The organism is Sphingobium cyanobacteriorum, assembly GCF_030580935.1.
GTDB lineage: Bacteria > Pseudomonadota > Alphaproteobacteria > Sphingomonadales > Sphingomonadaceae > Sphingobium > Sphingobium cyanobacteriorum.
The window spans coordinates 114,350-137,111 of record NZ_JAUQOM010000004.1 but is presented as its reverse complement, the minus strand read 5'-3'; the positions used below and the strand labels follow the sequence as shown (position 1 = coordinate 137,111).

General features: G+C 63.5%; 21 protein-coding genes. 6 read left to right on the top strand and 15 right to left on the bottom strand.

Annotation, left to right across the window (positions count from 1 at the left end; translation table 11 throughout):
* Positions 1-56: 56 nt before the first annotated feature.
* The 3 genes from Q4610_RS10930 to Q4610_RS10920 are packed head-to-tail and all read right to left on the bottom strand — an operon-like array spanning position 57 to position 3,081.
* Positions 57-1,349: an NAD(P)/FAD-dependent oxidoreductase gene (locus Q4610_RS10930; RefSeq protein WP_304535981.1), complete on the bottom strand. Its 1,293-nt coding sequence runs from the start codon at positions 1,347-1,349 to the stop codon at positions 57-59.
* A 41-nt stretch (positions 1,350-1,390) separates the two neighbouring features.
* A complete protein-coding gene (locus Q4610_RS10925) occupies positions 1,391-1,813 on the bottom strand; it encodes a Rid family hydrolase (RefSeq protein WP_304535980.1) in 423 nt (140 codons plus the stop codon).
* Positions 1,814-1,866: 53 nt separating this feature from the next.
* Entirely contained in the window at positions 1,867-3,081 is a 1,215-nt protein-coding gene (locus tag Q4610_RS10920; RefSeq protein ID WP_304535979.1) for an ornithine cyclodeaminase family protein, read from the bottom strand.
* A 350-nt stretch (positions 3,082-3,431) separates the two neighbouring features.
* On the opposite strand from Q4610_RS10920, the gene Q4610_RS10915 reads away from it, so the two are divergent.
* Complete coding sequence (locus Q4610_RS10915) at positions 3,432-4,502, top strand: AraC family transcriptional regulator (protein WP_304535978.1); 1,071 nt, start codon at positions 3,432-3,434, stop codon at positions 4,500-4,502.
* A 57-nt stretch (positions 4,503-4,559) separates the two neighbouring features.
* On the opposite strand, the gene Q4610_RS10910 is transcribed toward Q4610_RS10915, so the two are convergent.
* The 3 genes from Q4610_RS10910 to Q4610_RS10900 are packed head-to-tail and all read right to left on the bottom strand — an operon-like array spanning position 4,560 to position 6,224.
* Positions 4,560-5,150, bottom strand: coding sequence for a hypothetical protein (locus tag Q4610_RS10910; protein ID WP_304535977.1), 591 nt, complete (start codon positions 5,148-5,150; stop codon positions 4,560-4,562).
* Positions 5,151-5,197: 47 nt separating this feature from the next.
* On the bottom strand, positions 5,198-5,698 hold the full coding sequence (locus tag Q4610_RS10905; protein WP_304535976.1) for a DUF6644 family protein: 501 nt from the start codon (positions 5,696-5,698) through the stop codon (positions 5,198-5,200).
* A 40-nt stretch (positions 5,699-5,738) separates the two neighbouring features.
* Positions 5,739-6,224, bottom strand: coding sequence for a DUF6644 family protein (locus Q4610_RS10900; protein ID WP_304535975.1), 486 nt, complete (start codon positions 6,222-6,224; stop codon positions 5,739-5,741).
* A gap of 271 nt (positions 6,225-6,495) precedes the next feature.
* Here Q4610_RS10900 and Q4610_RS10895 point away from each other — a divergent pair, with 271 nt between their 5' ends.
* Positions 6,496-7,902, top strand: coding sequence for a hypothetical protein (locus Q4610_RS10895; protein WP_304535974.1), 1,407 nt, complete (start codon positions 6,496-6,498; stop codon positions 7,900-7,902).
* A gap of 143 nt (positions 7,903-8,045) precedes the next feature.
* The gene (locus tag Q4610_RS10890) at positions 8,046-9,449 is read left to right on the top strand and encodes a serine hydrolase domain-containing protein (protein ID WP_304535973.1); all 1,404 of its coding nucleotides are present in this window, start codon (positions 8,046-8,048) and stop codon (positions 9,447-9,449) included.
* 44 nt (positions 9,450-9,493) lie between these two features.
* Here the strand turns inward: Q4610_RS10890 and Q4610_RS10885 are convergent, their stop codons facing one another.
* Positions 9,494-10,129 carry a flavin reductase family protein gene (locus tag Q4610_RS10885; protein WP_304535972.1) on the bottom strand — a complete coding sequence of 212 codons (636 nt, stop codon included), beginning with the start codon at positions 10,127-10,129 and terminating at the stop codon, positions 9,494-9,496.
* A 7-nt stretch (positions 10,130-10,136) separates the two neighbouring features.
* Positions 10,137-11,075, bottom strand: a complete 939-nt coding sequence (locus Q4610_RS10880) for a carbon-nitrogen hydrolase family protein (RefSeq protein ID WP_304535971.1) — start codon at positions 11,073-11,075, stop codon at positions 10,137-10,139.
* A 115-nt stretch (positions 11,076-11,190) separates the two neighbouring features.
* Between Q4610_RS10880 and Q4610_RS10875 the strand changes: the two genes are divergently transcribed.
* On the top strand, positions 11,191-12,315 hold the full coding sequence (locus tag Q4610_RS10875; protein WP_304535970.1) for a cupin domain-containing protein: 1,125 nt from the start codon (positions 11,191-11,193) through the stop codon (positions 12,313-12,315).
* A gap of 17 nt (positions 12,316-12,332) precedes the next feature.
* On the top strand, positions 12,333-13,247 hold the full coding sequence (locus Q4610_RS10870; RefSeq protein WP_304535969.1) for a fumarylacetoacetate hydrolase family protein: 915 nt from the start codon (positions 12,333-12,335) through the stop codon (positions 13,245-13,247).
* A 77-nt stretch (positions 13,248-13,324) separates the two neighbouring features.
* Here the strand turns inward: Q4610_RS10870 and Q4610_RS10865 are convergent, their stop codons facing one another.
* The 4 genes from Q4610_RS10865 to Q4610_RS10850 form a co-directional block, all read right to left on the bottom strand.
* Positions 13,325-13,744 (bottom strand): acyl-CoA thioesterase, encoded by a 420-nt coding sequence (locus Q4610_RS10865; RefSeq protein WP_304535968.1) that lies wholly within the window; start codon positions 13,742-13,744, stop codon positions 13,325-13,327.
* The gene (locus Q4610_RS10860) at positions 13,741-14,229 is read right to left on the bottom strand and encodes a MarR family winged helix-turn-helix transcriptional regulator (RefSeq protein ID WP_304535967.1); all 489 of its coding nucleotides are present in this window, start codon (positions 14,227-14,229) and stop codon (positions 13,741-13,743) included. The genes Q4610_RS10865 and Q4610_RS10860 overlap by 4 nt, the downstream gene beginning before the upstream one ends.
* Positions 14,230-14,269: 40 nt before the next feature.
* Positions 14,270-16,573 (bottom strand): bifunctional salicylyl-CoA 5-hydroxylase/oxidoreductase, encoded by a 2,304-nt coding sequence (locus Q4610_RS10855; protein WP_304535966.1) that lies wholly within the window; start codon positions 16,571-16,573, stop codon positions 14,270-14,272.
* Positions 16,574-16,684: 111 nt separating this feature from the next.
* Complete coding sequence (locus Q4610_RS10850; RefSeq protein WP_304535965.1) at positions 16,685-17,968, bottom strand: hypothetical protein; 1,284 nt, start codon at positions 17,966-17,968, stop codon at positions 16,685-16,687.
* A gap of 425 nt (positions 17,969-18,393) precedes the next feature.
* Between Q4610_RS10850 and Q4610_RS10845 the strand changes: the two genes are divergently transcribed.
* The gene (locus tag Q4610_RS10845; protein WP_304535964.1) at positions 18,394-20,805 is read left to right on the top strand and encodes a TonB-dependent receptor; all 2,412 of its coding nucleotides are present in this window, start codon (positions 18,394-18,396) and stop codon (positions 20,803-20,805) included.
* Between the two features lie 178 nt (positions 20,806-20,983).
* Here Q4610_RS10845 and Q4610_RS10840 read toward each other — a convergent pair whose 3' ends face one another.
* From Q4610_RS10840 to Q4610_RS10830, 3 genes are read right to left on the bottom strand one after another with little or no spacing between them, the layout of a single operon-like run.
* The gene (locus Q4610_RS10840; protein ID WP_304535963.1) at positions 20,984-21,598 is read right to left on the bottom strand and encodes a hypothetical protein; all 615 of its coding nucleotides are present in this window, start codon (positions 21,596-21,598) and stop codon (positions 20,984-20,986) included.
* Positions 21,595-22,284: a HupE/UreJ family protein gene (locus Q4610_RS10835; RefSeq protein WP_304535962.1), complete on the bottom strand. Its 690-nt coding sequence runs from the start codon at positions 22,282-22,284 to the stop codon at positions 21,595-21,597. The genes Q4610_RS10840 and Q4610_RS10835 overlap by 4 nt, the downstream gene beginning before the upstream one ends.
* Positions 22,281-22,754: a hypothetical protein gene (locus tag Q4610_RS10830; protein WP_304535961.1), complete on the bottom strand. Its 474-nt coding sequence runs from the start codon at positions 22,752-22,754 to the stop codon at positions 22,281-22,283. The genes Q4610_RS10835 and Q4610_RS10830 overlap by 4 nt, the downstream gene beginning before the upstream one ends.
* Between the last annotated feature and the right edge of the window lie 8 nt (positions 22,755-22,762).

The following is a 22,762-nucleotide window of genomic DNA, read 5'->3' as shown; positions in this document are numbered from 1 at the left end:
TCGGTAGTCCTGGGCGCGGTCCATGATCCTGGATCATGGGCCGCGCCCTTTTCCCGTCAGAAGCGATCGAAGCGATAAGGCGACGGATCGATGATCGGCCGCGCGCCGGTGATGATGTCGGCGGCCAGATGCCCGGCGCCCGGCGCGGTCCCGAAACCATGGCCCGAAAAGCCCGACGCCAGCGTCAGGCCGGGGATTTTCGCGACCGGCGCGATGACCGGATGCGAATCCGGCGTCACGTCGATCATCCCGGCCCAGCTTTGGGCGACCACGGCCTGGCTGAACGCTGGCCAGGCGGCGACCAGGTTGCGCATCGCTTCCTCGTTCAACCCTGGGTTGACCGGCGGGTCGATGGTGCGCAATTTTTCGAACGGCGATACCCGGTCGCCGCGCGACCGGCGGCCCAGCGCCAGATCATCGAAGAAATCCCTGCCAAAGGACACCCGCAAATTCGCCCATTCCTTGCGCAGCACGGGCAGATATTTCAGGCCGATCAACAGGTGGTCGAGCATCAGCGGGGCAAACAGCGCGCCGCGCTGGGTAATGGTATAGCCGCCGTCCAGCCGCTTGCGGAAGGAAAAGTCCGGGCCGCCCAGCGCGATATCGGTCGGCCCTTCCATCGGCGCTGTCCTGAATACGGAAGCGACCAGCGGCAATGTCAGCAACGGCACGCCATAATTGCCCAGGAAGCGCCGCGACCATACGCCGCCTGCCAGCAGCACCTGATCGCACTTGATCTCGCCCCGTTCGGTGACGACGCCGCTGACCGCGCCGGCCGACAGGGACAGGGCGCGGACGGCGCAATTTTCAACGATGATCGCGCCCCTGGCCATGGCGGCCGTGGCGATCGCACTGGATGCCAATGTCGGTTCGGCCCGGCCATCGGACGGGGTATGGATGCCGCCGACCCAGCGGCCCACGCCACCAGGGGCGATCCGGTCGATGTCCCGCGCCGACAGCAAGCGACTGTCGAGGCCGAAATCGCGCACGGACTCCAGCCAGGCTTCATGCGCCGCCATCTGGGCCTGGGTACGCGCGACATACATGATGCCCGCCTGACTATAGCCGACATCCGCGCCCACCCGCTGGCGCATCTGCGCCCAGAGCCGGTCGGATAGCTGCGCCAGTGGCAGGTCTGCCCCGCCCCGCGATGTCTTGCGCACCCAGCCCAGGTTGCGCGACGACTGTTCGCCCGCGATCCGCCCCTTTTCCAGCACGGTGACAGGGATCCCCCGCTCGGCGAGGTTGAGCGCCGTCGTCAGGCCGACGATGCCGCCGCCGATGATCACCACCGTCGTGGATGCGGGCATGGTGGGCGACGTTGTAACCGGGGTGATGACTGGGGCCATGATGCCGTTCTGGAAAGAGGAGGGGGCAGGCGGGTTCACGATCAGAGGGTGATGCGGAGTTCGCGCACATTGGCCTTCGACGCGCCGCGATAGGCGGTGACTTCGATCTCGACCTTATAGTCGGTCGATCCCAGCGGCGGGCAGGTCATGGTCAATGTCGGGTTGATGCCGCGCATCCGCTGTCCATAAGCGGTCATCACCGTCTCGACATGTTCGGGGAATTGCACGAACACGCGGGCGGCAACGACATCTTCCAGAACCGCATCGACAGAAGCGAGGGCCGCTTCGATGTTGCTGAGCACCTGAAGCGTCTGTTCGACCAGATCATCGGGGATCAGCTTGGTTTTCGGGTTGCGGCCGGCAGTATTGGACACGAAGATCAGATTGTCGACGGCGACCAGGCGCGAATAGCTGCCATGGTCCTCGAACTTGTTGCCGGTCTTGACTTTGATGATGTCGGTCATGGAAATATCCACTTGTGTGCAAGAATAGGAAGATTTGGGAGCGGCAGGCCAGATCAGCGCAGCGCCGGTGCGTCCCAGAGGTTGAGTTTCACGCCGATCCCGTCGCGCAGGGCGTTGCGGTACACGATGGTGCCCCAGGCAACATCCTCCACGGCCATGCCGCCCACGGACAGGATGATGATCTCCTCGTCATTCCGCCGGCCCGGCGTATCGCCAGCGACGATCCCGCCCAGATCCTCCAGCGTCGCCTTGTCCAGCCGCCCCTCCGCGACCAGATCGAGGAAGCGGACGCCCACGGCGGGCACGAAGCGATGCGCCGGAGCGGGGAGTTCTTCCAGATAGGATTCGTACAGGCCGGTATTGTCGAGCACCTTGCGGATGTCGTCCCCTTCCATGCCTTCATCGATATTGCAGGGGGCCGGCATCGACAGGAAGGTGCCGGGCCGCACCCATTCGCGCCTGACGGTCGGGTAGATGGACGGATCGCCGGTCGCGACCGAGGCGCAGAAGGTGACGATGTCGGAATCGCGCACCACCGCTTCGGCCGTATCGACGGTCTGTACCGTGATCTGCGGGAATGTTTCCCCGACCCAGCCGATGAAGGCGTCCAGATTGGCCTTGCCCCGGCCCATCACCTTCACCGTGTCGATCCGCGGGCACACCGCCATGAAGGCCGACAGCGACGTGCGCGCCATGACGCCGGGGCCGAGAATGCCGACCACCCTGGAATCCTTGCGCGCCAGATGGCGGGCGCCAACCCCCGGCACCGCGCCGGTGCGATAGGCCGACAGGAGGTTCGCCGACATGAAGGCCAGCGGCGCGCCGGTGTCGGCATCGTTCAGCACGAAGGTCAGGATGGAACGGGGCAGGCCCTTGTCGCGATTTTCGATGTTCGACCCGTACCATTTCATGCCCGCCGTGCGGAAACTGCCGCCCAGATAGGCGGGCATGGCCATGAACCGGCGATCGACCGTGGACTTGGGCATATCGGGGAAGGGCGATTCATCGGGGAACATCACGATCGCGCCGTGCGAATTATTGTTCGCGCCGGCCATGCGATAGTCGCCATGGTGGAGCAGCGCGAACATCTCCTCCATCGCATCGACGCAGGCGGGCATGTCGGTCACGCCGGCGCGGATCATGTCCGGTTCCGACAGGTAGAGAAAGTCGATCCTGGTCGATGCGGTCGCGCCATCGGCTGCGCCGGCCCTGGCGGACCGCACAGGGGTGGTGCCGCTGTCCTGAACAGGATTGTCGGTCAGACTCATGATATTATGTCCGTTTGCACATATATAATGGGGATTGCGGAAGCATTATGCCTTCGCAGATGTCAGGGCAGAGGAACGGTCATCGCGCCCGCCCACCTTCCGCGGGAGGGGACAATGGGGGTTTTTCGGGGATGATGCCCCGGCTGCCATGTTGCAGCCAGAGCGACGATGCTGTAGCTCAATATGACCCTCTCCGGTCCTGTAGCGCAGGTCTGAGCAAGAGCATGATCCCGGAGAGGATCAAGATCGAGCCAAGCGCGGATATGGGTTTCTTAGAATAGGCAATCGGCGTAAATTGCAGAGCTGGTAAGTGGTTTTGCAAAGTCGGCCAGTGGGAAAGGTCGGTAGAAGTGGACAAGGAAACTGTTTCCCTTCCGCATGATGGGAGGGGTGGGGAAGAACAGGCGACGATCCGTTTGTTGTTCCTGAACGCCTTCTTCAACGCCCTGCCGGATGTTGCGGATGGCCGGATGGAACCTTTGCTGCGGGAACATGGATTTTTCCGGTCGCAACTGGGCACGCCCTATGAACGCGCCCCGCTGCACCGTTATATCGCCCTGGTGGAAAATGCGTCGGAAAAGCTGAACCGGCCGTTTCTGGGGCTGGAAATGGGCACCCGCTTTGGCCTGCCCGATCTTGGTCCTTTCCACGCCCTGTTGCGGGCGGCCGGAACGCTGCGTTCCGCGCTGGAATCCATGGCGCGGTTCCAGAGCCGCTGGCAGACGCGCACCATGCTGGACATGACGGTCGATGCGGACTGCACCACCTACAGCTACCGGATCGAGGATCCGAAAATCTGGCCCCGGCGGCAGGATGCGGAATTCGCGGTCGCCGGAATCGTGACCATCGTGCGCCAGTTGACATCGGCCAGATGGTTTCCGGTAGAGGCGCATTTCGAACATTCCATCGTCGGCCGGGAAGAGCGGCTGGCGCAATTTTTCCGGTCGCGCGTGATGGGCAGTCAGGTCGCCAACAAGCTGGTCATATTGAACAAGGACCTGGATCGCCCGTTCGTGAGCGCCGCGCCGCAGGAGGACAGCAAGCTCAAGAGCATCCTGGAATGTCATCTGCTGGACCTGATGGGACCGGAAAGCATGACGATGAAAAGTTTCGTGGCGCAGGCGGAGGATGTGATCATGCGGCGGCTGGGGCGCACCCATGTCGATTGCGATTCCGTGGCGGCGGAGCTTAATTTATCGGGGCGCTCGTTCCGGCGCCGCCTGATGGAGGAGGGGACATCCTTTCGCAACCTGTTGCAACGGGCAAGGCAGATACGCGCCCGCGTCATCCTGGAAGCGCCCGATGTTCCCCTCTCGGTTGCCGCCGAACAGCTTGGCTATTCCGATACGGCGACCTTTTCCCGCGCGTTCAAGGACTGGACCGGCGTGTCGCCCGGCCGCTTTGCCAGAAAGCCGGACTGACAAGAGGACGGCGGGCAAGAGGACGCAGGCAAGGGGGCGGCGGCAAGGGGGCCATCGTCAGGCGGTGGGCCGGGCCGAATTGGGATACCAGAAGGTGACGTGGCAGGCTTCGCACCGCTCGTCCAGGTCGCTGCCGATGCTGGACAGCGCTTCGGGGTCTTTCCGGTCGATCGCGGCCAGCGCCTTTAGCCCTTCGTCATGGACCGCCTGCGCGAACAGGTTGAATTCGGCCCGGTTGGCGGCGATCTTCGCGTCCATCTGTTGCGGCGACAGTTCGCCCAAGCCCGCTTTCGTGCCGCGCGGCGCGGCATGGCGGCCGTCCATCACCACCAGGTTCATGGCTTCGATCAGGGTCAGGGCGTGCCGGCGAACGGCGTGCCATTCCTCGTCGGTGCGCGGCTGGTGCGTGTCGATCCCGGCCGTGGTGACGATCGTTCCGACCGAATCCCACAGGCCGTCCGCCGCCGGATCGATGGTGGAATCCATCAATTCCTTGATCGAGGCGGTGACGTGCAGCGGTGCGGCCGCCAGCATCGGCTGACCCTTGCGATCCGTGTCACCCCTGGGCGCTTGCGTCCCGCAGCCTTGCAGCAGCACGGGAAGCAACAGGGCGAGCGAGGCGCGGCGCAGTGTAACGGGGGATGTCATGGGTTCATGCTCGCACCAGGGGACAGCGGCGGCAGGATTGGCATCGATCAGAAAATCGACAGGGTAAAGCCGATCCAGCGCCCGAAAACGATCACCAATGTCCACAGCAAGAGCGACGAGGCGCCCGCGATCCGCGCGGTCAGCGGCGGGGGCAGGGCGTCATCCCAGTCGACGATGCGCCGGTGGGCGGTCAGGTGGAAAATGCCCATGTTGATGCCAGCGGCGGCGATGGCGATCATCTTCCACTGGAATTGCGCATTATGGGCATAGGCGACCGCGTTGGACGTGAACAGCAGCGCGCCGGTGACGACCGCGAATGCGAAGGCGACCCAAGTATAGGGCAACAGTTCCGCGATCAGCGTGCGCGCGCTGCGCCGGTGGGACGCATAGCCCAGCAGGCGCAGATCGACGATGCAGATGGTGCCGAACACCAGCGTGATCGCCAGGACATGCACGGATTCAATCCAGGGGAAGGCGCTTGTATTTTCCCGGATGGTCGTTGCGAGCTGGGAATCGTAAAGCGTCTGGAACAGGGTATCCAAGGACATGGCAGCCCCTCTTTTCTATATGGTTGTCGGGAGGATCAGGTCAGGTATAGGCGATCCAGCGGCCGCAGAAGATGACGCCGACCCAGACGAGCAGCGATATCCATGCGGCAGGCTTGACCATCGTTGCCCAGCGCGCGTGATCCAGGCGAAATTCCGGGTCGAGCAATGGCTTGCGGAAAAAGAGGGTGAGGGCAAAGGCCACCAGAACCAGCGCCATCTTCGTCCAGAAGATGCTGTTGTTGAGCGTCCGGCCCGGTTCGGCGAGCAGCATCACGATGCCTGTCAGCAACAGGATGACCAGCGCGGTCCACATCCAGGGCAAATAGCGGCGCACGATGGCCGCGGGCTTTTCATCCGTCGCCAGCACGCCCGCCAGGCGAAGGTCGGAAATCAGGGCGGAGCCGACGACGATGGAAATCGCCAGGATATGGATGCTCTGGACGGTGGGAATGATCCAACTGACTTCGCGCAGAAACGTGCTGACCTGCGTGTCGTACAACCAGTTTCCGAAGGTTTCGAGGGACATGGATGGAGTCTTTCGATGGATGGTGCGAGCGGCGTTGCGAATGGCCGGTCCCGGCGTCGGCCAGGCCCGGCCACAGGGCGTGCGCCGCCGGTGCCGTTGGCTGTTGCCTTAGGCGGAAAGACGGATCGGGGATATTTTGAAACGGTTCGATACGGCAACATTTGCGAAAGAAACTGCTGCTGCACCCGATTACGCCCTTGTCGGCGCGGGTGAACTGTCTTTACGTCCAAAAGACGGGTGAACCCTTTGATTGTCCATGATACGCAACAATATGCCTGATGATTCACCGCCGCCTTCCGACAGCGATGCCGGAACAGATCGCCTGATCGACGATGGGCCGGATACGCCGCGTCAGCAGTTGATCGACCAGGCCCGGCGCGTGCGGGCCATGATCGGGTCGAAGCGATCGGACAAGCTGCTGCGCCTTTTCGATTTCCTGCTGGAACGCACGCTGGAAGGACGCTCCCCGTCCGAAATCGACATCGCCAACGAAGCCTTTTCGATCGGGCAGACGATCGATACGCCGCAGGACGCGACCGTGCGCGTCTATGTCCACCGCCTGCGCAAGCTGCTTGAACAGGCGCAGGCGGACATGCCGGGGCGCAAGCTGTTCATTCCCAAGGGCGAATATGCCCTGATGCTGGCGGATGATGCCGATGCGCCGGCCATCGCGGCGAGCGAGGAATATGACGGTGCCGATGACAGCGATGGCCGCCGGCAACGTCCTGCCATGATCGGTGCGGTGCTGGCGCTCCTGCTGCTGGCGAACATTGCGGGCTGGTGGCTGTTTTTTCCGCGCTGGTCGGAAAGCACGCCGTCGGCGCTGGCGCAAACGGCGCTCTGGCGGCCGATCGCGCAGGATGATCGGCCGATCACCATCGTGCTGGGCGATTATTATCTGTTCGCGGAAACCGCGAAAGGGCAGGCGGTGGACATGGGCCCGCCGCGCCTTGTCCGTGACCCGTCGATCAACGCGCGGGAGGATCTGGATATCTACCTGATGGCGCGGCCGCAGGAACGGGCGCGCATTCGCGACCTGGACATGCGCTATGTGCCGTCGAGCGCGGTCATGTCGCTGGGCGACCTGTTCGATGCGCTGCGCGCGATAAAGGGCCAGTCCGGCCGCCGCATCAGCATGATCCCGGTTTCGCAACTGACGGCCGACCTCCTCAAATCATCCGACATCGTCTATGTCGGGCAGATCAGCGGACTGGGCGCGATGCTGCGCAACCCCCTGTTCCAGGCGTCCGGTTTCAGGGTCGGCACGACCTATGACGAGCTGATCGACACGGTTTCGCGGCGGCGTTATCAGGCCGATGGCGGGCAGTTGCTGGCGGACGAGCGGGTGGCGCGGCGGGATTTTGGCTATATGGCCAGGCTGCCGGGGCCATCGGGCAACCATATCGTCATCATCGCGGGCGCGCGCGACGCCGCCTTGCGGCAGATGGCGGAATTTGCGAGCGAGCCTGTGCAACTCAACGCGATGGACCGGAAGGCGACCGCCGATGCGCGCGGTTTCGAATCCCTGTACCAGGTGCGCGCCATGGGCAATCTCAACATCAGCGGGCAGTTGCTGGTCACGCGACCGTTGCGGTCGCGCGGTATCTGGGACCGCTCCACCCCCAGCCAGCGCTTTCCCCATGATGATTATGAAGGGGAAGGCCATGTCGATCCATGATCCGGGGCATGGGTGCTATGGCGCTGGCCATCTTTGGAAACATGCTGGCCGTTTCGGCCATTATGGCTGGCGGCGCCCGGTGGCAGCATAAGGGCTGAGACGGCCTTGCACTGGCCGGCTGCAACGCGAAAGAACGGCCGCCCATGCGTTTGATGATCAGAATATCCGCGCTTTTCCTGGCCCTTGGGGTTTCTTCCGGGGCCATGGCCGACCCGATCGACGATTATATCGGTGCGGAAATGGCGCGGCAGCATATTCCGGGCCTGTCTCTGGCGGTCATGCGGCACGGACAGGTCGTGCGGACGCAGGGCTATGGCTTCGCCAATCTGGAACATCATATCCCGGTCCATCCCGATACGCTGTTCAAGACCGGCGCGGTCGGGATGCAGTTCACCGCCATGGCCACGATGCTGCTGGTGGAGGATGGCAAGATCGCGCTGGATGATCCCGTCACCCGCTATCTGCCCAAGGCGCCGCCGAGCTGGAAACGGGTCACGATCCGCCAGTTGCTCAATCACACGTCCGGCCTGCCCGCGACGCCCAATGGCGAATTCCGCACCGATTACAGCGATGACGAACTGCTCGACATCATCTTCCGGCAGGACATTAATTTTGCGGCGGGCACGCGCTGGCGGTTCAGCTATACCAACTATATCGTCCTGGGCTTCGTCATTCGAAAGGTCAGTGGCGAATATTATGGCGACCTGCTGACGCGCCGCCTGTTCAGGCCGCTGGGGATGAACAGCGCGCGGCCGATCGACGAACTGGCGGTCGTGCCCAACCGTGCCGCCGGTTATGAAATGCGCGATGGCATGGCGCGCAATGCCGAATGGGTATCGCCGACCGCCAATTCCACCGCTGACGGATCGCTCTATCTGTCCGCGCTCGATTATGCGGCATGGGATGCGGGCGTCGCCGCGGGCAGGATCGTGCAGCCCCGATCCTGGGCGGCCATCGCCAACCCTGCCGGCATCGCCAGTGGCAAGACCTATCCCTATGGCTTCGGCTGGTTTCAGGAAGCGGCAGCGGGGCAGACGATCTGGCGGCATGGCGGCAGTTGGCAGGGATTCAGGACGTTCATCATCCGCTATATGCCCGCAGGATTGACCGTCGTGGTGCTGGCGAACAGCGACAAGAGCGATCCCGGCCTGATCGCGCGCCACATCGCCGGCATGGTCGAACCCGTGCTGAAACAGGCGCCCGCCCTGCCGATCCAGGATGCCGCGCCGGGCATGACCGATCGGGCCGGCAGCCTGCTGGACGCGATCGCGCGGGGGCAGGCGGCCCATGGCGACTTTACCGACATGGCGAAGCTGGATTTTACCGAGATGCAGGCGGAATATCAGGCGATCGTGCAGCCGCTGGGGACGCGGCGCGCCATCGCCCTGTTCGGCCGCATGCCGCGCGGCGACGATGATGTGCATGTCTATCGCGCGCGTTACGATACGGGCATGCTGGAAATGCGGTTGAGCTACGCGCCCAATGGCAGGATCGGCGGTATCGAAATCATGCCGATCGACCGTTGGGACACGCCCCTGGTCGAATGAACCGTGCAGGGGGCGGGGGGAAACGCCTCCCCGCCCCCGCCCGGTCAGTTTCGTATCGTCGCCTCGTCCCCGTCGGCGAAAACCGGACGGGTCATCTGGAACAGGTCGGTGCAGCGCGTGTACCATCCCGCGCCATGCATCCGCGCGATCAGGTTCATGGCCAGTGTGTCGACATGCAGGCGGTCGGCGTCCACCAGCGCGTCGGCGATGTGGAAACGCACGACTTCGCCGATGACGATCAGGCTCTTGCCCGCCTCGAACTGATGGACAAGCCGGCATTCCATCGACACCGGCGCTGAAACGATGCGGGGCGGGGTGACGGACAGCGAAGGCGTCACCGCGATCCCGGCGGCCGCGATCTCGTCAAATGCGGGCGGCGCGTCGATGCAGGTGAAGTTCATCGCCACGGCATCCTGTTCGCCCACCAGATTGACGACGAACTCCCCTGTATCCAGGATATTGCGGGCGCTGTCCTTGTAACTGCCATCGGGCCGCCGCATCAGCCCGATCGACACCAGCGGCGGTTCCGCCCCCATCATGTTGAAAAAACTGTAGGGCGCGGCGTTGCGCACACCATCGTGCGACTGGGTGGTCAGCCAGGCGATGGGGCGGGGCGTGATCGCCGCGCTCATCAGCTTGTAGCGGTCCGGTCCGGCCATCTGCGCGAAATCGAAATCCATGATCCGCTTACTCCGCCCCTTCCCGTTTGACCGCGCGCTGGGGCGCGACATTCACAGACAGGCTGAAGATGTCGGGCCGGGCATAATGGCCCGCAACATCGAAATCATATTTGCCGCGGATCACTTCGTCCGTATCGATGTCGGCATAGAGGATCGTCTCCCCGCTATAATCGGGACCGGCAAGCACGGCGCCCAGCGGCGCCACGATCATCGACCCGCCACGCAGCAGCACCGTGTCGGGATCATCGCCCAGGGCGCAGTCATAATCCTGCGGGTAGGCGGCGCGGGTGATGTGCTGGCAGGCGGACAGCACGAAACAGCGTCCTTCCAGCGCGATATGCTGCATGGAGGAGGCCCAGCCGTCGCGATCGTCGGCGGTCGGCGCGCAATAGAGGGTGACGCCCTGGTCATACATCGCCATGCGCATCATCGGCATGTAATTTTCCCAGCAGATGACCGCGCCGATCCGGCCGAGCGACGTGTCGATCACCGGCATCGTCGATCCATCGCCAAAGCCCCAGATCAGCCGTTCGGCCCCGGTCGGCATCAGCTTGCGATGCTTGGCGACCAGTCCCTTTTCGCCGTCGAGGAACAGGGCGGTGCAATAGACGGTGCCGCCGTCGCGCTCGATCACGCCGATCACGACGAAGGTGCCGGTGTCGCGCGTCGCTTCTGCCAGTAATTCCACCTCAGGCCCGTCCAGGTCGATCGCGGCCTCATGATAGGCGCGAAAATCCTCGCGCCCCTGGGGCCTGCGCATCCCGACCGGGGTGCCGAAGGACGCGCCCTTGGGATAGCCGCCCAGAAAGGCTTCGGGGAACACGATCAGCCGGGCACCACCCGCAGCGGCGGTCCGCACCAGATCGGCCGCCTTGCGCGCGGACGCCTGGGAATCATAAGGGGAAGAGGCAGCCTGAACCACGGCGGCCTTGAACGTCTGGGCCATATCAATCCTTTCCCGGAAATCAGCACGCACCATGGCGCAGAAACCGATATTATAATAGTTGCATTTGCATATAATTCAATTTATTTTAAGCCTATAGCATTTGATGGAGGCATGGATGGCGCATAGCTATGACCAGTATCGCGAGGAGATGATCGGCCGCGCCAATGTCGCCGATACGCCGGATTTGCTGGCTTATTACAAGCGCCTCGAAAGTCTTGGCACCGGGGCCTTGTGGACCGTCGCGAACAAGATCGAACCGTGGGAGCCTGTGTCCACGTCGGTGCCCATGCTCTGGCGCTATAACGACCTGCGCGCCGACGTGCTGCGCGCGCTGGACCTGGTGACGCCCGAACAGGCGGGCCGCCGTGTCGTCTATCTGGAAAACAAGGGCCGCGCCGATGTGGTGGCGGCGGTCGGCTGGCTCTATTCCGGCTTGCAGGTGATGGCGCCGGGCGAATGCGCCTCCAGCCACCGCCACAGCGCGTCGGCCCTGCGCTTCATCATGGAAGGGAAGGGCGCGTTCACCAATGTGGACGGGCACAAGATGACGCTGGGCGCGAATGATTTCGTCCTGACCCCCAACGGCACCTGGCACGAACATGGCGTGGCGGAGGACGGGACGATCTGCATCTGGCAGGACGGGCTGGACATTCCGTTGATGAATGCGCTGGAGGCCAATTTCTACGAAGTGCATCCCGATTTGCAGCAGGCCATCTCCTACGCGGTGGACGACAGCACGGCGACCTGGGCGGGCGCGGGCCTGCGCCCGGCGGGGGTGCAGTGGACGAAGCGTTATTCGCCGCTGCTCAAATATGAATGGGCGCCGACCTATGACGCGCTGACCCGCTATGCCCGCGTCACCGATGGATCGCCCTATGACGGGATCATCATGGATTATGTCAATCCCGACACGGGCGGCCCGGTGATGCAGACGATCGGCGCGTCGATGCAGTTGCTGCGCCCTGGCGAGCGCACCAGGGCCCACCGCCAGACCGGCAGCTTCGTCTATCAATGCGCCAAGGGCAAAGGCTGGTCGATCATCAACGGCCAGCGGTTCGACTGGCAGGAACGCGACATCTTCGTCGTGCCGGCCTGGATGTATCATGAACATGCCAATGCGTCGGACAGCGACGATGCGTGCCTGTTCAGTTTCCACGACCTGCCCGCCATGCGCGCGCTTGGCCTCTATCGCGAGGAAGCGCTGGGCGAAAATGGCGGGCATCAATCCATTCTTTCCTGAAGGACAAGGGACATATCATGCGTTTAGTGACCTATCGCGCCACGGTTGAGGCGGAGGCCCGGCTGGGCGCCGTCGTCGATGGCATCATCGTCGATCTGGAGCGTTTCGGCCAGGTCAAGGGCGTGCCTTTCCCCGCGTCGATGCTGGAATTCATCGACCTGGGGCCGCAGGCCGTGGCGATCGCGACCAGATTGCTGGCCGAATGTGACGGGTTGTTCCCGATCGGCACCACCATTCCCCTGGGCAATGCCAGGCTGCTGGCGCCCATTCCGCGTCCGCGCAAGAATATTTTCGGCATCGGCCTCAACTATACCGAACATGTCGCCGAAAGCGCCAAGTCGCTCGACACGTCGCCGGAACTGCCGCGCCAGCCGGTCATCTTCTCCAAGCCGCCCACCAGCGTCATCGGGCCGGACGAACCCATCCTGCATAACAAGGCCATCACGCAGCAGCTCGATTGGGAAGTCGAACTGGCCGCCATCATGGGCACGACGGCAAAGGGCGTGACGCGCGAAAACGCGCTGTCGCACGTCTTTGGCTATACCGTGCTGATCGACATGAGCGCCCGCGATTGCCGGCGGGCCGGGCAGTGGATCTATTCCAAGGGGCAGGACAGTTTCGCGCCGATGGGTCCGGTGGTCGTCACCGCCGACGAAATGCCCGATCCGCAGTCGCTCGACCTGTGGCTGACCGTCAATGGCGTGGAAAAGCAGCGCAGCAACACCGCCTTCATGCTGTTCAAGGTGGATGAACTGATCGCCGACATTTCGCAGGGGATCACGCTGGAACCGGGTGACATCATCGCCACCGGCACCCCGGCGGGCGTCGGCGCGGGCATGGACCCGCAGGAATGGGTGTGGCCGGGCGACGTGATCGTCGCCGGCGTGGACGGCATCGGCACGTTGCGCCACCCGGTCGTCGCAGCCGCCTGAACGCACATGATAGCATGACGGAAAAGGGCGGCGGACCATCCTTCCGCCGCCCTTTTCCTGTGCCGAGCCTGCTCGTCTCAGTCCTCTTGCGGGACAAGCTGTTCCATCAGCTTTTCGCGCACGGCGTCGGGCCATGGAACGGCACGCCGCGCGTCCACGTCCATGCACACCAGCACCACCTGCGCCTTCAGCCGATCGCGGCCTTCGCCGGTGAAGATGATGTCGATGGTGCAACTGGTCCGCCCGATCTGGCGCGGGGTGATGCGGATCAGCAGGTCGTCGCCCAATTGACTGGGCGACAGGAATGTTACCTCCAGCTTCACGGTCGGCACGCCGATATGCCGGTCCATATGCATCGCCTTGAAGCTCAGGCCCAGCGACTGGTCGAACCAGTCCTCGACCGCGCCATTGAGCATTTCGAAATAGCGCGGATAGAAAACGATGCCCGCCGCATCGACATGGGCGAAGCGGACCTGTGTGCCGGTTTCAAAACTCAAGAGACGTCATCCTTGGAAAGCGATGCCTTGAGGCGAGTCAAAAGCATGAGCAACTGATTCTGGTCATCGCGTGGAAAATCATGCAGCGCATCGGCCACCCATTGACGATGGGCGCTCGCCAGCGTCGCGAAATGGGCCTTGCCCGCGGGTGTCAGCGCGACGATGGCCGATCGCCGGTCCTGCGGGTCGGGGCGTGACGCCAGGAAATTCTGGTCCTGCAACTGGCGCACGATGGCCGTGACATTGCCGTTGGACACCAGCAGCGCGCGCGACAATGCCCCCATGTTGAGGCCATCGGCGGCGCGATCCAGCGCGGCCATGACATCGAAGCGCGGCAGCGTCGTATCGAACTGTTCCTGAAAATTGCGCCGCAATCGCTTTTCGATGATCTTCGCGCACCCCAGCAGCCGAACCCACAGGCGCAGGTCGATGGCTCCGGCTGGTGCCGCCCGATTGTCCGGTTCCAGGTCGTCGCTGTCATCCATGCTGTGTCCTTATGCATCCGGTTGACCGAAGGGAAGGGCGTCAGGCCTGGCCAATATCGGCCTGCGTCCGTGCGTTGCGCACGGCTTGCGCCTGGCCCAGGCGATAGGCGGGCGGAACGAACTGCGTGTCGTCGCCCGCCTGCGCCGCCGCGCGCAGCGTCCAGACCGGATCGGCCAGATGCGGACGGCCCAGGGCGACCAGGTCGGCGCGTCCGGCCATCAGGATCGAATTGACCTGATCCGCGTCGCTGATATTGCCAACGGCGATGACCGGCACCTTCGCTTCGTTGCGGATCTGGTCGGCAAAGGGGGTCTGGAACATGCGGCCATAGACGGGCCGGGCATCCGGCGCGGTTTCCCCGGCCGACACGTCGATCAGGTCGACGCCCACGCCCTTGAGCCGCCGTGCGATCTCGGCTGCTTCGCCGGGCGTGATGCCGGCCTGCCCTACCCAGTCATGCGCGGACAGGCGCACCGCCATGGGCTTGGCGGCGGGCCATGCGGCGCGGACGGCGGACAGCAGCGCAAGCGGCCAGCGCAAGCGATTGTCGAGCGATCCGCCATAGCTGTCCTGCCGATGGTTCATGACCGGGGTGATGAAGCTGGACAGCAGGAAGCCATGCCCGGCCTGCACTTCCAGCATGTCGAAACCGGCGGCATCGGCACGCCGGGCGGCAGCGACGAAGGCGTCCCGCACCCGTTGCATATCGGCGTCGTCCATCGCGCGCGGCGTCAGGCCACCGGCCTTCCACGGTGCGGCAGAGGCGGAAAGCACGGCCCATGGCGCATCGAGGGGCACGTCATAGCCCGCCCTTTCCGGCACCTGGCACGACGCGCGCGCGCCCGCATGGCCGATCTGCGCGCAGGTCCGCGACGCGCTGTGGCGATGGGCAAAGGCGTTGATCGCGGCCCAGCTTTCGATCTGCGCATCGTCATAGAGGCCGGGACAGGCGGGCGTCGCCCGGCCTTCCGGCGACACGGCCAGCATCTCGGTCATGATCAGCCCGGCCCCGCCCAGGGCCCGTGCGCCATAATGGACGGTGTGAAATTCGCCCGCCATGCCGTCCATATCGGCGGCGTAGGTGAGCATCGGCGGCACCACCACGCGATTGGCCAGCGTCATGTCCCGCAGCGTGAAGGGCGTGAACATCGGCTGCACCGGGCTGTGCCGCGCATCATTGCCGGTCCAGAACCAGCGTTCCACCCCTTCCAGCCAGGCCGCGTCGCGCAGCCGCAGATTTTCGTGGCTGACGCGCTGGCTCCGCGTCATCAGCGAATAGGCGAATTGCGGCAGATCGAAATGGATATAGCGGTCGAGCGTTTCGAACCATTCGGTCGAATTGCGTGCGCTGTTCTGAATCTTGAGCACCGCGACCTGCCGTTCGGCCTGATAGTCGGCAAGCGCGCGGGACAGGGCCGACCGATCGGACAGGCCGGGACGATCGAGCACCTGTGCCAGGCTGATCGCGTCCTCCAGCGCCAATTTGGTGCCCGATCCGATCGAAAAATGCGCTGTGTGCGCAGCGTCGCCCAGCAGCACCACATTGTCGAACGACCAGTTGCCGCACAGCACCCGCCGGAAATTGATCCAGGCCGCAGACCCGCGCAGATGCGTCGCATTGGATATCAGCGGATGGCCATCCAGATGCCGCGCGAAAATCCGTTCGCACAGGGCGATCGATTCCGCCTGCTCCAACTGGTCGAAGCCCAATGCCGCCCATGTTTCGGGCGCACATTCCACGATGAAGGTCGAATGGTTTTCGTCGAAGCGATAGGCATGGGCCCAGACCCAGCCCGCATCGGTTTTTTCGAACAGGAAGGCGAAGCTGTCGAACAATTTCGTCGTGCCCAGCCAACTGAATCTGTTGCGCCGGGTCTGGATGTCGACGGCAAACCTGTCCGCATGGGCCGTGCGAACCTGGCTGTTGACGCCATCGGCCGCGACGATCAGGTCGAAATCGGCAAAATCCGACAGGTCGGCACTGAATTCCGTTTCGAAATGCATCTGCACGCCCAGGTCGCGGGCGCGATCCTGAAGGATCTGGAGCAGGCGCTTGCGGCCGATCCCGATGAAGCCATGGCCGGACGATGTGATTGCCCGTTCCCCCAGCGCGACGGTGATGTCGTCCCAATGGGCGAAGCTGTCGGCGATGGTCGCGGCGCTGGCCGGATCGTTGGCGGTCAGATTGCCCAGTGTCTGGTCTGAAAATACCACGCCCCAGCCGAACGTGTCCCCACTGCGATTGCGTTCGAACACATGTATGTCATGCGCGGGATCGCGCAATTTCATCGAGATGGCGAAATATATGCCGGCAGGTCCGGCGCCCAGGCAGGCGATGCGCATCACGATCTCCAATTACTTTAAGCATAAAGTATATCGGTTCGATCCACCCGCGCAAGGATAAAGATTGTCCGGTGTCCGCAATCGGGCAACTGGCGGGATGCGGCCTGCGGTCTATCGCCCTGACCGGGGACGGGCCGGCATGGGCGCGGCGGAGCGCAGGGGGCGTACCAGCAACAAGGTGCGATCGAGCGCGACATTGTCCATCGACTTGACCTCGTACAGCGCCTCGAACGATCGGGTTGCGGCCCGTTGCCCGGCAAGCTGGCCGATCTCCACCGGATTGGTGACGAGTTGCGCCATGCTTTCCACGCCCCGGTCGCCCAGGCCCGCAATCACCAATATATGCCTGCCCGACGGCACGGAAAAGCTGGCGATATAGCCATAGTCGCGGCGCAACTGGGATTCCTGGCCGGATGGCGGCACATCGCTATAGGCTTTGCCCGATCGTCGGTCTTTCAGGATGCCGTCCGCCTGATCCCAGGTGAAACCCGATGCCTGGAACAGGGGTGGGGCCACAAGGCCCAGGCTCGACAGGCGCCCCACATAGACGATGTCGTTGCTTTCCAGCGCCGCGGGCCGCAGCCGGGAGGAAGGAACCAGCAACGGTTCCGATCCGCGGGCGCTGTGCAGGGCATGGACCACTGGCAATATCGACCATGTCGCCACCGCGGTTCCGACCGGCGTGTAATGCAGGTCCAGATCATACAGGCTGTAGAAAGCATCGGGATGATTGGTCAGGTAGCTGCCGAAATCGGATCGTGACCGGATGGCCGGGTCCAGGATCAGGCGTTTTATATCCTTCTGCTGTTCCGCCTCCGCCAGCAGGAAGGCGTCGCCGGTGACGACCAGCGATGGCTTGTCGAGCGCCAGCGGATGCCAGAAGCTGGTCGAGCGCAATTGCAGCGCCGGGTCGCCCGGTGGCCGGGCGGGCGCGACCAGCCACCAGATGGCGATGTTGGCGGCCAGCAGCAACGCGATCACGCCGATATAGGTCGAAACGCGCCAGCGTGGCAGGCCCGGCCAGCGCACGGTTGTATCCGGCATGGCGGCCGCCGTCTGCGCCGACAGCAGGATGCGATATTCGCCCTTGGGAATGTGCAGGCGATGGCCCGCCCGTCCGGCATAATGATCGTCCAGCCGCTTGCGCAGCCTGTGGACATAGACACGCACGGCGGAATCGCCGACCGCCCCTTCCGCGCCGTCCTTGCCGAACACCGCCAGGGCGATCTCGACCTCCTTGGGCGCACGCTCGTCCTGGGACCGGGACAGGAGGAAATCGAACAATTGCAGGAACACCGGCGACCGGCCGGCCGACAGAAGCTCGCGAAAATTCGCCGCCTCCTGCGCGAAGGCCGATGCAGGGTCGGATGGGTCAGCCGCGTGCGTGGCGTCCATAGCATCCCGATCCGGTCAATGACTGCATGTTTTTCAAATATCCTGGTCCTGCCTCACGCTCTGGCATGCGCATATTATGCTGGCAAGCGTAGCGGCATCAGCGGCATGCGCAATGGGAAAGCGCGCATATTCGCCCGTAACAATGGCTGATGTAACTGTCCGAAACTGTTTAATTTAGGTAACAACGCTAGCAGTTATGCCCATATGTGTTACGCAACCTTTGCATTCACAGAGTCGCGTGGCCGCTGTTCGTCATTCCGCTCAAGCGGTTAGCCTGGCCTCAGGCCGGTGCGACATGAACAGGGGCCTGTCCATCAGGGACCGGATGCCGCCACATATATGACAAGGCCGATGTCCGGCTGCTTCGCCACAGGCCGATCGCCCCAGGCAAGCTGTCATGGAATTGAAGTCAAAGGGAGAATATAATGAACAAGCAGAGGTGGGGAGTCGGGCTTTCGCTGCACCGTCTAAGCCTGGTGACGACCGCATGTATGCCGCTTTGCCTGATGGCCGCGCCGGCTTACGCCCAGGATCAGGCGAACGCGCCGGCCGAACAGCCCAGCCAGAACGATGCCGGCGAAATCGTCGTCACCGCCACGCGCCAGTCCCAGCTTCTGAGCCGCGTGCCGATCAGTGTCGTCGCCAAGACCCAGTTGGAACTGGACAAGCAGGGCGTCCGTTCGATCGGCGATGTCGCCCGATTGACGCCGGGCATCACCTTTGGCCAGAGCACGACCTATTATGGCACCGGCCAGAGCAGCATCTCCATCCGCGGCGTCGATTCCGGTTCGGGCATCCCCACCACCGGCGTCTATATCGACGATACGCCGGTGCAGACGCGCCAGGGCGTCAGCCCTTCGCTCAGCAATCCCTATCCGCAGGTGTTCGACCTGGATCGCGTCGAAGTGTTGCGCGGTCCGCAGGGCACGCTGTTCGGCAGCGGTTCGGTCGGCGGCGCGATCCGCTTCATTTCGCCCAAGCCGGAATATCAGGATGTCAGCATCTACAGCCGCGCTGAAATCGCCGCGACCCAGAATGGCGCGCCGAGCTTCGAGCTGGGCCTGGCCGGCGGCGCGCCGCTGGTCGAGGACAAGCTGGGCTTCCGCGCCAGCGTGTGGACGCGCCGGGACGGCGGCTATATCGACCGTCTGGACCGTTACACGAAAAAGCTGGTCGATCGCGATATCAACGGACAGGATGTTTTCTCCGCCCGCTTCGCGCTGGGCTGGAAAGCGAGCGAGACGCTGACGATCACGCCGTCCATCTTCTACCAGAATCAGTTCATCGAAGATGGGTCGCGTTTCGAACTGGCGACCTCCGATCCCAAGAAGGCGCGCTATAATCTGAGCCTCAACAAAAGCCCGGAAAGCCGCCGCGACCGCTTCTACCTGCCCGCGCTCAAGATGGAACTGGACCTGGGCACCATGTCGCTGGTGTCGGATTCGTCCTACTTCACCCGCCGCACCCGCACCCGCAGCGACGACGCATCGCTCAGCCTGGCCATTTTCGCCGGCGTGACCGGCGGCTTCCTGCCGGGGTTCGAGGATTATACGCCCACGACCCGCAGCGCGACCAGCCAGAAGGCGTTCACGCAGGAACTGCGCTTGCAGAATAACAATTCCAATGATCGCTTCAACTGGATCGTCGGCCTGTTCTACCAGAAGGCGAAGGTGCGTGACCAATATGCCGGCGAAGATGCGCGCCTGCTCGATGTCATCAATGTCGGGTTGCCGGAGGGTGAGGAACCGTTCGGATCGCTGACCGAAATCTTTGGCACGGAACTGTATCAGGGCCGTTATTCGGTGCTTCAGCGCAACATCCACAATGACGACCAGAAGGCGGTCTATGCACAGGCCGACTATGAAATCGTCGATGGGCTGAAGGTCACGCTGGGCGGCCGCTACACGATCGCCAAATATCGCTTCGATGCCTTCACCGCCGGTCCGCTGTTCACGACCGATGGCCAGTCGGACAGCCTGAAGGCCACCAGCAAGGACTTCACGCCGAAGCTGGGCCTGTCCTATCAGGCGGACCAGAATAATTTCTTCTACGCCAATGCGGCAAAGGGCGTTCGGGGGCCGGGCGTGTCGCCCGCCGTTGGTGCGACCTGCGCGGCGGATGGCGAGGCGATCGGTTTCAACCCGCTCGTTTCCAGCGCGGTCAATCCTGACTCGATCTGGAGCTACGAATTGGGCAGCAAGAACCGGCTGTTCGGCGGCCTGTTGCAGGTCGATGCGTCGGTCTATCGCATCAACTGGAAGAATGTGCAGACGATTCTGGCCCTGCCGGGCTGCCAGCAACAGGTCATGCTGAACCTTGGCAATGCCAGGATCGAAGGCTTTGACCTGGCGCTGACCGCACGGCCCGTGACCGGCCTGACGCTGGGCGCATCGGTATCCTATACCAAGGCGCGCTATACCACCGCCATTCCGGGACCGGAAGGCACGGTCATTCGTCGCGCGGGTGAACCGCTGGCGGTTGCCCCCTGGTCGGTGCAGTTGAACGGCGAATATGCCCAGCCGGTGGGTGACGGAGAGCTGTATGGCCGCGCCGACTACACCTATACCAGCCATAACGACACGCCGCTCAATCTCGACTCGCCACTGGTGGACCCGGCCATACCGCGCGCACCGGCCAGTTCGCAGCTTAACCTGCGTGTCGGCGGACGGTTCAGCGTCGGGGCGGACAATGATGCCGACTTCAGCCTGTTCGTCAACAATGTGACCAACAGCCACCCGATCCAGGGCCTGTTCCACGACACGCTGGATTCGACCTGGTTCCGCGCCGGCACCTTCCGTCCGCGCACCGCCGGGTTGACGCTGACGCTGCGCCGCTAGAGCATCGTGCGGGGAAGCGGGAATCCGTTTCCCCGCGAAGAACGGTGCGGACACAAAAACTGGAGCGCGCGACCTGCGTTCGATGACACGCAGCGCGCTCCACATGCTGTTGCCGCAAAAAGACAAAAGGCCGGAGGGTGCATACCCTCCGGCCTTTTGTCGTCCGGTCCCTGATCGATCAGCGCGCGGGCGGGGTCAGTGCCCGGTCATGCTCCCCGCGCGTATCGAAAATCTTCGATCCGGTGATCGCGCCCGAAGCGTCGAGCGTCAGGCGCACGGTGGCCAGCCCGCGATTCTGCCAGTACCAGCCATGGATGCCGGTAAAGGGCGCGACATAGCGCCCGCCCAGATGATCCGCCTTGGCGATGCTGTAGCTTTCGGTCAGGTCTGTTCCGCCATCGAACGGATGGGCGTGCATGTCGTAATCGAGCGGGCCGGTGGCGGACCAGTGGAAACGGATCGGCTTGCCCTGCGCGACGACATATTTCAGCTCGATCCCCTCATAGGGACCGATATCGAATGTCCAGTGATCCCGGACACCCGGTTCCGGGGCGAGCGGCGTTTCGCTGATGGTAAGGACGCCCTGACGTTTCAGCCCCTTTTCCAGATAGGGATTTGTGGCGGGCTGCGCCATATCGGCCAGGCCGGTCATGCGCCCGAAGCCGGTCGGGTCGATGCCATATTCAGCCGGCAGCACGGCCAGCACCATGATGGCGGCGCCCAGCGTCAGCGCGGCGGCGCCACCGATCAACAGGCGTCGCCGTGACGCGGGGGAGGGTGGTGTATCGGTCATGATGTCCTATATCCTTGTAACTGATGGACGGTCAAAATCATGCCCGCCAGGATCAACAGGATGTTCGCGGCCAAAGCGCCGCGACGAAAACCGGGGTGGTCGCGCCACAGGCTGAGCAGCGACACGACCAGCGCGAGGACGATGATCTGCCCGATCTCGACCCCCAGGTTGAAGCCGATCAGGTTGGGCAGCAATCCGTCGCGCGACAGGGACAGGTCCATCAGCTTGGTCGCCAGGCCCAGCCCGTGGAACAGGCCAAAGACCAGCACGGCGACCTTCGGATCGAACGCCAGCCCGACCTTGCGCAACGCGCCGACATTCTCCAGCCCCTTATACACGACCGACACAGCGATGATGGCATCGACGATATGGGCGTTGGCCCCCACGCCCAGCAGGACGCCGACCAACAGGGTGGTCGAATGGCCGATGGTGAACATCGACACGTAAAGCGCCACGTCGCGCAGGCGGCGGAGGTAAAAGACGACACCGATCAGGAAGAGGATATGGTCATAGCCCGTGACCATATGTTTGGCGCCCAGATACAGGAACGGGATGAAGGCCGGGCCGTCGATCGTCTGGACAAAGGCGCGGTCCCCCGCCGACACGTCATGGGCCAGAACCATGGTGGACGACAGCGCCAGCGCCGCCAGCAGCATGAGCCGGACGGGCGCTGCGACATGCCTCATCGCGCTGTCGCTGCGTTCGCGCCGGATGGCGGGGGTGGCGGCGTGGCGGTTTTGGGCAGGTAGGTCTGATGACAGGCGGCGCAGACATTGTAGATGGTGCCGCCGACCTCGAAAATCCTGTCGCGATTCTTCTCGGCCGCCGCCTGCGCCGCCAGTTTCGACACATCGATCAGCCCTTGCGCGAAATCCTGCCAGTCCGCATTCCGTCCGTTGGCATAGGCTGGCGTTTTCAACGCTTCACCCAGCGCGCCCAGGCGCTTCGCCGCCGTCTCGACACGTTGCCATTCGGCATCGTTGCGGGGAAATATCTCGTGGCTGCCGCTGCTGTCGCTGACATATTGGACCGAATCCCAATAGGTCTGGGCTACAGGTTGCACCTGTTCCAGCATCAGCGTGCGGACATCGGCCGCAGGCACAGGCTGATCCCGGCCGCAGCCATGCAACAGCAATGCCGCCATCGCACAGGCCATGCGCAATC